We start from the raw sequence: 12,863 nt of genomic DNA on the forward strand, positions 1-12,863 counted from the left end.
TGGTAATTGTTCGTAGAGTTGCCTAAAGCCTTCCTTCGTTATGTTCCACATGGCGTCTAGGTCGGCCCACCTGTGGCGGCCAATTTCCCTCCTTGAAAGTCCCTCGCTTGTTGCGGCCACGGTTATGACCCTCTCATACTCGGCTGGCGGGTATTCGATTAGGTTCAATAACGCCTTCACGTACATTGCTGATTCCCTGATTCCGATGACTTGGAATACGTCGTCGGCTAGTATGGCTACTTTCCTCCTGCCTGCCTTTATTAAGTCGTGGACTAGTTCATAGGCTGACCAGGCAATCCTTGTCAGGGCATTCTCCGCCATGGCTTGCCTAACAACCTCGAGGAACCTCCTCTTCAAGTCAACAACACTAACCTCAACCAGTTGCTCCTTATCCAGCGGATTAACATAAACCACGTCAAAGCCCAACTCCCTAAGTAATTCCACGGACTGCTTTAACCAAGCCGTCTTACCACAGCCCTCCGGCCCATAAACAACGTGGACCACGGACATCCCACGCTCAGCCCAATACTCAACACGCCTTAGGGCCTGCTCCCTATCCACGAACTCAACTTGAGTCCCAGCCAGGTTGAGCCTGATCCTCCTCATCACCTCACCCACTCAAGAGCCCTCTTAACTGCTTCCCTGTGTAGTGGTGTTTGCCACGCAACGCTTCTTCCCACGCCTAGTTCTGTGTCCTTTTCTGGCGGTGTTTCGCCTGCCCAGAGTTGTGGGTCTCTCTCGGGTATGGTGTCTATGATTAGGTTCATGTTCACTAGCTTGTTCATTAGTGGTATGCCTTCCTTGTGAAGAGGGTGTCTGGGTCGTTGAGGGCTTTTCTCAAGAGCTCTTTCTCGTAATCCTTAAGCGCCTCGATGAATGCGCTTATCCTCTTCCTCTCTAGGATTCTCCTCACGACGCCGTTGATGTCCCAGCCAACCTCGTAGAGCTCCTCAAGTAGTCGAGGGTTTCCACCCGTTGCCCGCCATACCTCCTCGAATGGTGGTTTATCGCCGGGTATTTGGTCATAGAGTTGTTTGAATCCTTCCCTGGGTATGTTCCACATGGGCATTATGTCTGCCCAGTAGTGCCTCCCTATTTCCCTGCGTGTGACTCCCTCACCCGTGGCTGCAATGACCACTATTGCGTCCACGCTTTGGGGTGGGTATTCGATTAGGTTTAGCAGTGCCTTTACGTACGTGGCTGCCTCCCTAAGCCCAATGGCTTGGAAGACATCGTCCACCAACACGGCGATTCTCCTCCTCTGCCTTTCAATTAGGAGCTTCGCTAGGTCAATTGCGAGGGAGGCGAGCTTAACCCTAGCCGTGCCGAATACCTCGGCCGCGGCTTCGGCGAGTTTGTCCACCACCTCCTTCACGTCCGTGTACGCCTCGAAGTACTTATTGAGCGGGTCGACGTAGATTACGTGGAAGCCCAGCTCCCTTAGTAGCTCGGCTGACTGCCTAAGCCAAGCAGTCTTACCACAACCCTCGGGCCCATAGATTACCTTGGGTAGTCTCGTGCTCCTCATCGCCCACTCCTCCACCCTCTTTAGGCTAGTTCCCTGTCTGTGAATTCGACGTAGAGTCCTGGCGTTAATGCTAGCTTTATCCTCCTCATGACTCAAGCACCCTCCTCACGGTCTCCCTATGCATTGGGCTTTGCCAGGCTACGTACTCGCCTATCCCGAGTTCAGGGTCCTGCTCGGGTGGTGGCTGATCTATCCATAGGTAGTCTTTTCTGTATGGTACGTCGTCTATTACGAGGTTTAGCTCTACGAGCTTATTCAGCAGTTTCATTCTTTCCCTCGTGAATAGCGTGTCTGGGTCCTCAATGGCCTCCCTGAGCCACGTCCTCTCCTCATGCTGAGGTTGGTGATGAAGTTCCTAAGTTTCTTTGAGGCTGCAATCATGTCCAGTACCCTATCTTCATTCCAACCAGCCTTATACAGTTCTCCCAAGAGCTTTGGGTTTCCGCCAGTTAACCTCCAGACCTCCTCGAAGTTGGGCTTGTTGCCCGATAACTGGTCGTATAGTTGCTTAAACCCGTCCTTTGTCATGTTCCACATTGCCAGTGTATAGGCCCATCTGTGGCGTCCGATTTCTCGCCTCGAAAGCCCCTCGCTTGTGGCGGCCATGGCAATGATTACGTCGTAGGGCTCTGGCGGATACTCAATCAAACCGAGTAGTCCCTTCACGTAGATGGCAGCCTTATCCAGGCCAATGGCTTGGAATACGTCATCAGTCAGTACGGCTATCTTCTTCACGCCAGCCTTATGATCTCCCTCGCCATGTCAACCACGGCCCATGCAACCCTTACCCAAGTGTTTTCCGCGGCTTCCCTTAGTATTTCTGCGAGTCTTGTCTTGACGTCTGTTACTCCTGTTTCCGCCATCACCTCCTTCTCAATTGGGTTTACGTAGATCACGTCAAAGCCAAGCTCCCTCAGGAGCTCAGCTGACTGCTTAAGCCATGCCGATTTGCCGCAGCCCTCGGGCCCGTAAACCACCTGCACATTTACCATGCCTTCCTTAGCCCATTCCTCAACCTGCCTAAGTGCCAAATCCCTATCCACAAACTCCACCTCAATGTACGGTGCGAATTTTAGTCGAATCCTCCTCATTGTCTCACCCACTCAAGAGCCCTCTTAACTGCCTCCCTATGGAGTGGTGTTTGCCAGGCGACGTACCTGCCAATGCCCAGCTCGGGATCCTTCTCTGGCGGTGGTTGGTCTATCCAGTACCGTGGGTCTCTCCACTCGGGTATTTCCGTGGCCAGGTTTAGCTCGACCAGCCTATTCATTAGTGGTATGCCCTCCCTGCTCATTAGCGTGTCCGGGTCATCAAGGGCATTAACAAGTAGTTTCTTCTCCCCATTGCTCAGCGATGTGTGAATGCCTTGATGTTTTTCCTCATTACCAAGCCATTGATCACTTCCCACTGGTTCCAGCCCACCTTGTATAGCTCCGCCAACATCCTTGGGTTTCCACCTGTGAGTTTCCATACCTCCTCGAGGTCTGGCTTGGGCTCTGGTAATTGCTCGTAGAGTTGTTTGAAGCCTTCCCTAGGCATGTTCCACATGGGCCTCATGTCAGCCCACCTATGCCTACCAATCTCCCTCCTGGACAATCCCTCGCTTGTTGCCACCACGGCGATGACCACGTCGTAGGGCTTTGGCGGTACTCAATCAAACCAAGCAAACCCTTGACGTATATTGCGGCCTTGTCTAGGCCGATTGCTTGGAATACGTCGTCGGCTAGTACGGCTACCTTCTTCCTACCGGCCTTTATGAGTTCCTTGGTCATGTCCACCACGGCCCATGCTGCCCTCGCCCAGGTGTTGGCTGTGGCTTCCCTAAGTATTTCCGTGAGCCTTGTCTTAACGTCCGTAATCCCTGTCTCCATCATCATCTCCTTCTCGATTGGATTCACGTAAATCACGTCGAAGTCTAATTCCTTGAGGAGTTCCACTGACTGCTTGAGCCAGGCAGTTTTGCCGCAGCCCTCTGGTCCGTAGACCAGCTGCACATCGACCATGCCTTTCTCGGCCCACTCCTCTATCTTCCTGAGGGCTTGTTCCCTATCAACAAACTCAACCTCGATGTGTGGTGCGAAGCTTAGTTGGATCCTCCTCATGCTCAGTCACTGGTGAGGGCTTTTCTTACGGCTTCTTTGTGTATTGGTGTTTGCCACGCAACAAACTTGCCAATGCCTAGCTCTGGGTCTCTCTCTGGTGGTGGTTGGTCGATCCATAGGTTTTTGTCTCTTGGGTATATGTTGTCGACGATTAGGTTTAGTTCGATTAACCTATTGAGTAGTGGTATGCCGTCTCTACTCATCAGCACGTCCGGATCCTCAACCGCCTTAGTGAGTAGTTCCCTTTCATCATCACTTAATGACCTAACGAGGTTTATGAGCCCCCTACCCCTGATTAGTTCATTAATTAATTCATTGGTATCCCAATGAACCTCATGTAATTGCGCCAATAACTTTGGGTTACCGCCCGTGAGTCTCCAAGCCCCATCGAAGTCTGGCTTGGGCCCTGGTAATTGTTCATAAAGTTGCTTGAACCCTTCCTTCGTCATGTTCCACATGGCGTCTAGGTAAGCCCAACGATGCCTACCGATTTCACGCTTTGAAATGCCTTCGCTTGTTGCTGCTATGGTTATTGCCACGTCGTAATCACCCGGTGGGTACTCAAGAATACCCAATAGCCCCTTGACGTATATTGCGGCCTTGTCTAGGCCGATTGCTTGGAATACATCATCAGCCAGTACTGCTGTCCTTCTCCTGCCAGCCTTAATTAATTCCCTAGTCAGGTCAATTAACGCCCATGCAGCCTTGACCCAAGACTCGCTGGTCGCCTCGCGGAGTATTTCGAGGAGTCTTTTCTTAACGTCTTCAATGCCGACCTCGGCCATGAACTCCTTCTCAATTGGATTCATGTAAATCACCTCAAAACCAAGCTCCCTCAACAGCTCAGCCGACTGCTTAAGCCAAGCAGTTTTGCCGCATCCTTCAGGTCCGTAGATGACGTGGACCACGGACATTCCGTGGTTAGCCCAGTACTCGATGCGCTTTAGGGCTTGTTCCCTATCCGCAAATTCAACATAAATGCCACGGGTAAGTCTTAATTTAATCTTCTCCATGATCACCAGCCTTCATTTATGTAATTCCTTAAGAATTTATTAAACTCTGCCAATGCGTTGAGTGTATTCTCTTCATGGATTTCCCTACATTATGTAGATTCATGACTACATACCTAGTTCTTTCGGTAACTGCGCCGTGATTATTGCACTCAGTGCAGTGCCTCCCTGTGTTAATGGTTCAGTGTTACGTACCTAGTACTCATTAAATATGGACCGTGTTGGTCCCGTGATAAATTACCCATTGCATTTCCTCAGGTCTTTCAATTATGCTACTCCATAAGAACTCTTCTAACGGCTTCCCTGTGTATTGGCGTCTGCCATGCCACGTACCTGCCGATTCCGAGCTCTAAATCCCTCTCTGGCGGTGATTCACCGACCCATAGTCGTGTGCCCCTGTCTGGTAGGAAATATATTATGAGGTTCTTCTCAGTGAGTTCATTGATTAATTCCTCCGGCGTATCCGGCTCCCAAAGTATGTCTGGGTCCTCAACAGCCTTCTCCAGCCACCTCCTCCACTTGGTTGTGAAGCCCCTCGTGATCATTTTCCCACTGATCACACTCCTCATCACTTCATCAGCCCTCCAATCACTTTGGTAAAGCTCCACAAGCATCTTCGGATTACCACCAGTCAACCTCCAGACAGTTTCGAAGTCTGGCTTAGGCCCCGGCAATTGATCGTATAGTTGCTTGAATCCTTCCCTCGTCATGTTCCACATTGCCAGTAAGTCGGCCCACCTGTGCCTGCCTATTTCGTACCTCGATAAGCCCTCGCTCGTGGCCGCAATGGTTATCGCCACATCATAATCACCCGGCGGATACTCGAGAATACCCAGTAATCCCTTAACATAGATCGCTGCCCTGTCCAGCCCAATTGCTTGAAAGATGTCATCAGCCAGTATGGCTATTTTCCTCCTCCCGGCCCTAATCAACTCCCTGCCTAAGTCAATCAACGCCCACACAGCTTTGACCCAGGACTCATCCGTCGTCTCACGGAGGATCTCAAGGAGTCTCTCCTTAACATCCTTAATCCCAGTCTCAATTGCGAATTCACGTTCAACAGGGTTCAGGTATATGACGTCGAAGCCTAATTCCTTGAGTAGTTCCACGGACTGCCTCAACCATGCTGTCTTACCACAGCCCTCCGGACCATAAACAACCTGCACGTTTACCATGCCTCTTTCAGCCCACTCCCTGACCCTCTCCAGGGCCTGTTCCCTATCCACGAATTCCACATTAATATTCGCCAGCTTCAGTTTAATTCTCTCCATCACCTCACCTGCTCAAGAACCCTCTTCACGGCCTCCCTATGGAGTGGTGATTGCCAAGCAACAAACCTACCAATGCCTAATTCAGTGTCTCTTTCGGGTGGCGGTTCGTCAATCCACAGTTTTTTTGCCCCTTGGGTATATGTTGTCGACGATTAGGTTTAGTTCAATTAGCCTATTCATTAGTGGTATCCCATCCCTACTCATCAGCATATCTGGGTCATCAACCGCCCTAGCCAGCAACTCCCTATCACCCTTACTAAGTGATTGTATGGCTTCACCAAGCCCCTTACTCCTTATGAGCTCGGTTATGGCATCATCAACATTCCAATGGTTTTTGAGGAGTATTGACAACACCCACGGATTCCCGCCAGTCACCCGCCAAATGATGTCGAAGTCTGGCTTATTTCCTGGTAACTGCTCATAGAGTTGTTTGAAGCCGTCTTTCGTCATGTTCCATATTGTTAGTAATGTTGCCCACCTATGACGGCCAATCTCCCTCTTGCTAATTCCCTCGCTTGTTGCCGCAACCGCTATTATCCTCTCGTAGTGCTCCGGTGGGTACTCGATTAATCCCAGTAATCCCTTCACATATATCGCGGCCTTATCAAGGCCTATGGCTTGGAATGCGTCGTCGATTAATACGGCCAATTTATCCCTCCTTACCTTGATCAACTCCCTGGCAAGGTCTATTACAGCCCACACAGCCCTAACCCAAGCCTCATCAGTCGCCTCACGGAGTAACTCAAGTAACCTCCTCCTAATGTCCTCAACACCAACATCAACCACAAACCCACGTTCTACAGGTTTATGTAGATCACGTCAAAGCCAAGTTCCCTGAGTAATTCCGCTGATTGCCTTAGCCAAGCCGTCTTACCACAGCCCTCCGGACCATAAACAACCTGAACAGGTACGTACCCCCACCAGCCCAATCCTCAATACGCTTCAACGCGTCCTCCCTATCTGCGAAATTAACCTTAATCCCTGCCAGGCTTAACTCAATCCTCCTCATGGCTCGAGCACCCTCCTAACAGCCTCCCTATGCATTGCTCTGCCAAGCTACGTATTTTCCTATCCCAAGCTCGGATCCCGCTCCGGCGGTGGCTGGTCTATCCAGAATGTTAGGTCCCTCCACTCAGGTATTTCTAGGGCTAGGTTTAGTTCAATTAGCCTGTTCATTAGTGGTATCCCATCCCTACTCATCAGCGTATCTGGGTCATCAATGGCCTTGGCAAGTAGTTCCCTTTCGTGCACGTTCAGTGATTCGATGAATGTTCTCAAGCCCTTCCTATCAATCAACTCCCTAACAACGGCATCACTACTCCAATTACTTTCATAAAGTCTCTCAAGAATCCTCGGGTTCCCACCTGTGAGTTTCCAAATGTCTTCGAAGTCCGGCTTGTTACCTGGTAGTTGTTCGTAGAGTTGTTTGAATCCTTCCCTGGGCATGTTCCAAATGGGCATTAGGTCGGCCCATTCATGCCTACCAATCTCCCTCCTCGAAACACCCTCACTCGTAGCCGCAATTGTGATCACCCTATCGTAGCTGGCTGGCGGGTGTTCTAAGATACCTAGTAATCCCTTCACGTATATTGCGGCATTGTCTAGGCCTATGGCTTGGAATGCATCATCAACGATGATCGCCAATTTACGGGCACCAGCCTCGATAGCTGACCTGGCGATACTGATTATCGACCAAATGACCTTGCCCCACGTGAACTGCTCAAGGGCCTCCTGTATTAAGCTCATAAGCCTATCCCTCAAGTCCGTAATCCCCAATTTAACCATGAATGCAGATTCAACGGGATTAACATAAATGACCTCGAAGCCTAATCCCTTAAGTAGCTCAGTTGATTGTCTGAGCCACGCAGTCTTCCCACAGCCCTCGGGCCCATAGATGACCTGTGGAAACGCCACACCCCTATTGGCCCAATCCTCAATACGCTTAAGGGCCAGGTCCCTATCCACGAACTCAACCTGCTGGTTGGCGAGGCTCAACCTTAATCTCTTCACTAAGTTGGTGGGTTGTCCCCTTTCTTATTACCCTTTCCTTCGTCCTCATGTGGTGTTTAATTTTACTTATATTTTTAAGGAACTATGTAATTAATGCCATTAAATGACTTCTCATCAGCGTTGGGTTGATTGGCTTGATGAGGCGGAGGATGACTTGGCAACAGCCACCGACCTACTCAGGCTTGGTCGTTTCTCCAAGGCCTGCTACTTTGCACAGCAGGCAGCTGAGAAGGCCCTGAAGGCATTGCTCATTAAGAAACTTAATCGCTATGTGCACACTCACAGTGTTAGGGAGTTGCTTGAGATGGTTAGGGAGGGCGGTATTAGCGTTGGTGAGGACCTGCTCAGGTTGGTGATATACTTGATAGGTATTACGTGCCAACCAGGTACCCGAATGCATGGCCCTCGGGTGCACCGCATAGGCATTACACGGAGGGTGATGCCAGGGAGCTATTGAGTACGCCAGTAGGGTGATGGGCTTTGTTAGGTCGAATCTATGAGGTGGCCAGGAGGAACAACATTAGGGACCCGGACAAACTACTCAGGGCAATAAACAAGGCCCTCGATGGCCTAAATCCGGTGGCCGTGTTCATAGTTGGCTCCCTAGCCCGTGGTGAGTTCGTCCTGGGGTTGAGTGACATTGACCTAGTCGTGGTGGTCAGCGGCGAGCCACCCTTCAGGGCTAAGGTAATTGGTTCAGAACTCGGTGACGTGGAAGTCATAGCCTTCACGGTAAGCGAGCTCTGCAGCCACTACATGGACAATAACCTAATGATCGAGGCCCTAAGCACCGGCGTGCAATAATCGGCGATCCAAGGGAACTCATGAAACAATGCCATTAAGGGCACGGTCCACGTTTAATTTATGGCGTTTTCTCGGGGACCCTTTGCGTTACCAATAATTAGTAACACAACTAATTTTGTAAAATGAGTAGCTCACGGGGCTTTTGCGGGGAATAAAGTTTATAAGTGCGTTACTAATTATTGGTAACGCAATGAGCCAGGGAGTGGAGGTTCCCCTGTTTGGTTTGGCGAGGTTGCTTGAGACTATTGAGGAGTTTAGTTTTCGTAAGGGTCGTGACCCGTATACGCGTGAGTTGCTTGGTTATCTTCGTACGTGGGGTTATGGTGAGGATCTTCTCCTGCTTGCCTTGAGGTTGGGTTTGGTTGAGCGTTATGATGATTACTGTGACCCTAGGTCGATGAGGGTTTGTAGGTTTAATAGGGTTAGTGGGAGGGGTCGTGAATTCCTTAGGCATTATAGGGAGTTGCTTAGGTTGGTTGGTGATGGTGGTTTAGCCTTGATTAGTGCTGTGGTTACCGTAATTACTAAGCCCATTATGAAGAGTATTCCGAGGACCTCAGGACCTGTGGGTTGTAGAGTTGTGGTGAGATGTTCGTGAATCCCAAGGCCCAGGCTATGTAGAATAGCAGCATTAGGGCTATTCCGAGGGCTAGTAATGCTTTCCTCACCCTCCTGCCCGGCCTAACCCGTGACGCTAGTGGTAGGGCTGCGGCTATGGGCGTTGCGGTTAAGCCGATCAGTAGTGCCCTACCTGGGTCCTCCAGTGCCTTAATCAGTGCTGGTGTTGGGCATTGTGTTTTACCCAGTGGTTTTATTGTTATTGGGCCCACCGTCACGTTCGTGGGTAGCACAGGTTCGTTAGTTGTTATTAGTAGGTTTATTGACGTGTTCACCCAGTGGTTTGTGGTTACCGTTGTCGTTAATTCGTACGTACCTCCCTGGTTATGTTCATTGATGTTGTCTCGTTCATCGTGGTTAGCGTTATTGTTAGTTGCGTGGTTCTTATTGGCACTGCCTTAATTACCGTGTACGTTATGGTGTAGGTCGGCACATTACCTGGGTAGTTTATTGTCATGTTTCCGCTCGTCACGCTCATGCCTGTCCCACTGGTTATGTACACTATGAGTGGTTGGTCCGTGGCTATGCTCACTTGGTATGTCCCTGGCGTCACGTTTAGGTTCACATTGAAGGTTATTGGGTGTGGCCCCATGCCCTGGGTTATTGGTGGTGCCTCCGCGCTTGCCCTAGTCATTACCTGCCCGTTCCTTAGTATTGCCAGTGATAGTGTTGCTGGTTGCTCGGTGTATGCTGCTCCGTATATTATTACCTGGTTTATCGTCCCCGTGAAGCTCAGCGATAGGTTAAAGGTTATCACACTGCCCGCCGATATGGGCAGCACTGAGCTTGTCAGTGGTGTTGACATTACCTGAGGTATTGTAGTGTTTACGAACGCGCTTACTGGCGTGATGTCTACCGTGGTCGTGATTACATACGTGCCCGGCGGTATCGTTAATTCACCGGTGCTCACCAATATCCTTTCCTGATATAGCCCGCCCGGTATTGTTAGTGCATTGTCCTCCGTGTAGCTTGTTGCATTCGTTATGAACTGCGCAATCTCCCTCTCGTAGCTATTTATTACCGTTAGCCCCATGTAATTCCTAAGCACCAGTTGGTATTTGCCGCATATTGCGTATGTGCCGTTTGTTGGCTCGGCAGGTGTTACGTACCCCATTACATGCCTGCCTGGCTTCATGACCATTAATGCGTATGTGGGGGCTAACGTATTCTCTATATAGCCCTTGGGCGACAATGATGCTAGGCTGTATATCATCACGTAGTCACCACTTAAGGGTTGCCAGTTCATACCTATTGATCCCGTTTCCTGGTATGGCGGCCACATTGGTGATATTGGCGTTGTCAGTACCGTGATTATGACAGCACGGCAAGCACCAGGACAGCTAACCTACCCTCACGTAGCCTACCCACAGCCTCAACAAGTGTTATTGCCAGGATCGCCGGCACAATGGCTGTGAAGCCCACGCCACCGAGCACCGTGCCTATCAATGCTGGTATTGCCGTGCCGAGGGTGGCTAGTTGAATGAATGAGGTTGTTGATAATAGGTAAATCACTTGGTTAATCACTCCCTGAACGGACAGTACATGCATTATGGAGTATGCACCTGCCAACCAATAGTAGGTGAAGGCGATTAGGCCTATCGTCAGTACGTATTGACTCGACTCATTGAACTCCCTCTTAATGGACCAGTGGGTTATTGGGACTAGTATGTTTAGTAAGTTCGTGATTGGGCTTAGGAATGCGGTTAGTGCTGCCAGGGCCGTGCTTATGTGTCTATTGTCATTGTCGATGTAGTAGTAGGTTGCTATGGCTAGTGATGTGGCTATTACCTGGGGCGTCCAAGGGTCTGTGGTCAGTGCTATTAATGATGCGTTGACTACCGAGGCTGTGACTACGGCTATGATGGGTGTGGTCCCTAATTCCCTGGCCCTGCCCAATCTGTATATGTATGTGGCGATTAATGCGTTATTAATCATTATTAGTAGTGCTATGAAGATTGGTAGGTAACCGCTCATAACCATTGGCCCAAGCACCAGGCCCTGGCCTAGATGCCTCACGTTAATGCCGGCCATGCCCAGTGATTCCATGATCAACCTCCCAAGGTCGTAGTAATCCCCATTACCGTTGAGTAATTGCAACCAGGCGTAGATCGCCTCGACCATGCTCACTACATACGTCAATGCTCCAATCAGTGACTTGATGGCGAATTCACGTTTCATGAATTAACAATCAACTATGTGGCTTCCCTTTAATGCTTAACTACTACGTACTCGCCCTCTATAAGTCCCTAGCCGTCATCCGCCGTGAAGGATTTTAGGCATAGGCTACTTCCTTCAACGACTCGTCCTTAGGCAGTGCCTAATACCAATTATTAAGTATATTAATTCATTTATTACCTCGCCAGGTGATTTCCCACTACCTGTTATTGTGATTGGTATGTCGATCCTTAGCTCGTCATTGACGGCCCTAATCATTAGTTGGTTCAATACTTGGTCGCTCTTTACGTAGTTCATTAATATGTCCATGACCCTGCCCAGTTCGCTAGCCCTTAATGTGCAGGGTATGTAGTTGACGCCGTTTATCACGTACTTGCTATAATCCATGTCACACTCAACGTGAACCTCATCCTCATCCCTAATGAGTGTGCTCACACTAATTGTGATTAGGTATAACTTTTTAAAGGGAATGCCCATTATTGGTTTTGATGTCATCAATTGAGGAATTAATAACGGGAACAGCCGTGGGGATTAAGGCAAGTGATGGCGTGGTCCTGGCCGCGGAGAAGAGGGTTGCCTATGGTTTCACCATGTTCAGTAGGTCTGGTAAGAAGGTGTTTAAGGTTAATGACAATATTGGCATTGCCTCAATAGGCATATTAGCGACATGCAGGTGCTCACGAAGATAGCCAAGGCCTATATGTCGCTTTACGCCCTGGACACGAGGACTAGGCCAAGCATTAGGTCAACAGCCAAGCTCCTGTCCTACGTACTATTCTCCAACAGGGTACTGCCATACTTCGTGGAGGTACTCGTGGGTGGCGTTGATGATGAGGGACCGCACCTATTCATAATGGACTCCCTAGGCTCACTAATTGAGGATGACTACGCAGCCGTGGGCACAGGCACGAAGCTAGCCATAGCAATACTCGAGAGCAACTACAGGCAAGGCATGAGTGTTAAGGAGCAAGGGACCTACCATCAAGGCCATCAACCAGAGCATCTCCAGGGACCCAGTCTCAGGCGATGGCATAGACATACTAACAATAACAAACAACAGCTCAACGGAGGAAACAATACCACTACAGCCATTAAGGCTGTAAAAACCCACCGCCAACAATAATCATCGGCAATTTACTCAATGAATGCTTGCGTTACTAATCATTGGTAACGCACCCATAAAATGAACAATACAAGCCCCGGGTCATTGATTCGAATAAATAGGATAATAATGCTGTGATTTCGTGATTCACCTACCTACTTGGGAATCAGCGTATCTTGTGCCCCGCCTTGGAGGAGCCAAGCCTCATCGGTGGGTTAAACCCAACTCAGTCGGCCCACGCCA

10 protein-coding genes and 6 pseudogenes are annotated in these 12,863 nt (G+C 49.8%); 4 read left to right on the forward strand and 12 right to left on the reverse strand.

The genetic code is table 11. The features are described 5' to 3' along the window. The 8 genes and pseudogenes from JCM14467_RS01870 to JCM14467_RS01905 all read right to left on the reverse strand — a co-directional run. A partial coding sequence (locus tag JCM14467_RS01870; protein WP_252900425.1) for an ATP-binding protein occupies nucleotides 1-606 on the reverse strand: 606 nt, incomplete at its 3' end. Continuing rightward, a pseudogene (locus JCM14467_RS01875) lies at nucleotides 606-1,617 on the reverse strand (ATP-binding protein). The gene JCM14467_RS01870 and the pseudogene JCM14467_RS01875, both read right to left, overlap by 1 nt. Beyond that, a pseudogene (locus JCM14467_RS01880) lies at nucleotides 1,614-2,619 on the reverse strand (ATP-binding protein). The pseudogenes JCM14467_RS01875 and JCM14467_RS01880 overlap by 4 nt, the downstream one beginning before the upstream one ends. Beyond that, nucleotides 2,616-3,630 (reverse strand): annotated as a pseudogene (locus JCM14467_RS20325) (ATP-binding protein). The pseudogenes JCM14467_RS01880 and JCM14467_RS20325 overlap by 4 nt, the downstream one beginning before the upstream one ends. A 2-nt stretch (nucleotides 3,631-3,632) precedes the next feature. Beyond that, nucleotides 3,633-4,643, reverse strand: a complete 1,011-nt coding sequence (locus tag JCM14467_RS01890; protein WP_054849189.1) for an ATP-binding protein — start codon at nucleotides 4,641-4,643, stop codon at nucleotides 3,633-3,635. A gap of 269 nt (nucleotides 4,644-4,912) precedes the next feature. Next, the gene (locus JCM14467_RS01895; protein WP_054848930.1) at nucleotides 4,913-5,911 is read right to left on the reverse strand and encodes an ATP-binding protein; all 999 of its coding nucleotides are present in this window, start codon (nucleotides 5,909-5,911) and stop codon (nucleotides 4,913-4,915) included. After that, nucleotides 5,911-6,920, reverse strand: a pseudogene (locus JCM14467_RS01900) (ATP-binding protein). Before JCM14467_RS01900 ends, JCM14467_RS01895 begins: the two are co-directional and overlap by 1 nt. Next, nucleotides 6,917-7,921 (reverse strand): annotated as a pseudogene (locus JCM14467_RS01905) (ATP-binding protein). The pseudogenes JCM14467_RS01900 and JCM14467_RS01905 overlap by 4 nt, the downstream one beginning before the upstream one ends. A gap of 103 nt (nucleotides 7,922-8,024) precedes the next feature. Between JCM14467_RS01905 and JCM14467_RS01910 the strand changes: the two are divergent. From JCM14467_RS01910 to JCM14467_RS01920, 3 genes are all read left to right on the forward strand, one after another. Beyond that, nucleotides 8,025-8,378 (forward strand): HEPN domain-containing protein, encoded by a 354-nt coding sequence (locus tag JCM14467_RS01910; RefSeq protein WP_252900427.1) that lies wholly within the window; start codon nucleotides 8,025-8,027, stop codon nucleotides 8,376-8,378. A gap of 23 nt (nucleotides 8,379-8,401) precedes the next feature. Then, nucleotides 8,402-8,725, forward strand: coding sequence for a nucleotidyltransferase domain-containing protein (locus tag JCM14467_RS01915; protein ID WP_054848931.1), 324 nt, complete (start codon nucleotides 8,402-8,404; stop codon nucleotides 8,723-8,725). A gap of 190 nt (nucleotides 8,726-8,915) precedes the next feature. Further along, entirely contained in the window at nucleotides 8,916-9,323 is a 408-nt protein-coding gene (locus JCM14467_RS01920) for a hypothetical protein (protein WP_054848932.1), read from the forward strand. Here JCM14467_RS01920 and JCM14467_RS01925 read toward each other — a convergent pair. The 4 genes from JCM14467_RS01925 to JCM14467_RS01940 all read right to left on the reverse strand — a co-directional run bounded on the left by JCM14467_RS01925 (nucleotide 9,259) and on the right by JCM14467_RS01940 (nucleotide 11,953). After that, nucleotides 9,259-9,618 carry a hypothetical protein gene (locus JCM14467_RS01925; RefSeq protein ID WP_054848933.1) on the reverse strand — a complete coding sequence of 120 codons (360 nt, stop codon included), beginning with the start codon at nucleotides 9,616-9,618 and terminating at the stop codon, nucleotides 9,259-9,261. The two genes, JCM14467_RS01920 and JCM14467_RS01925, sit on opposite strands and share 65 nt — an antisense overlap. 26 nt (nucleotides 9,619-9,644) lie before the next feature. Then, nucleotides 9,645-10,589 (reverse strand): hypothetical protein, encoded by a 945-nt coding sequence (locus JCM14467_RS01930; protein WP_252900428.1) that lies wholly within the window; start codon nucleotides 10,587-10,589, stop codon nucleotides 9,645-9,647. A 65-nt stretch (nucleotides 10,590-10,654) separates the two neighbouring features. Next, complete coding sequence (locus JCM14467_RS01935) at nucleotides 10,655-11,521, reverse strand: hypothetical protein (protein WP_054848935.1); 867 nt, start codon at nucleotides 11,519-11,521, stop codon at nucleotides 10,655-10,657. 114 nt (nucleotides 11,522-11,635) lie between these two features. Then, entirely contained in the window at nucleotides 11,636-11,953 is a 318-nt protein-coding gene (locus JCM14467_RS01940; protein ID WP_252900429.1) for a hypothetical protein, read from the reverse strand. A 53-nt stretch (nucleotides 11,954-12,006) separates the two neighbouring features. On the opposite strand from JCM14467_RS01940, the pseudogene JCM14467_RS01945 reads away from it, so the two are divergent. Further along, nucleotides 12,007-12,621: pseudogene (locus tag JCM14467_RS01945) on the forward strand (proteasome subunit beta). Nucleotides 12,622-12,863 lie beyond the last annotated feature (242 nt).

The organism is Vulcanisaeta sp. JCM 14467 (assembly GCF_001316245.1).
In the GTDB taxonomy this organism is placed as follows: Archaea; Thermoproteota; Thermoprotei; order Thermoproteales; family Thermocladiaceae; genus Vulcanisaeta.

What these genes read in the sequence shown, in the direction of transcription:
- JCM14467_RS01890 (WP_054849189.1), bottom strand. Translation starts at nt 4,643, where the DNA reads ATGGAGAAGATTAAATTAAGACTTACCCGTGGCATTTATGTTGAATTT.
- JCM14467_RS01895 (WP_054848930.1), bottom strand. Translation starts at nt 5,911, where the DNA reads ATGGAGAGAATTAAACTGAAGCTGGCGAATATTAATGTGGAATTCGTG.
- JCM14467_RS01910 (WP_252900427.1), top strand. Translation starts at nt 8,025, where the DNA reads ATGACTTCTCATCAGCGTTGGGTTGATTGGCTTGATGAGGCGGAGGAT.
- JCM14467_RS01920 (WP_054848932.1), top strand. Translation starts at nt 8,916, where the DNA reads ATGAGCCAGGGAGTGGAGGTTCCCCTGTTTGGTTTGGCGAGGTTGCTT.
- JCM14467_RS01930 (WP_252900428.1), bottom strand. Translation starts at nt 10,589, where the DNA reads ATGAACTGGCAACCCTTAAGTGGTGACTACGTGATGATATACAGCCTA.
- JCM14467_RS01935 (WP_054848935.1), bottom strand. Translation starts at nt 11,521, where the DNA reads ATGAAACGTGAATTCGCCATCAAGTCACTGATTGGAGCATTGACGTAT.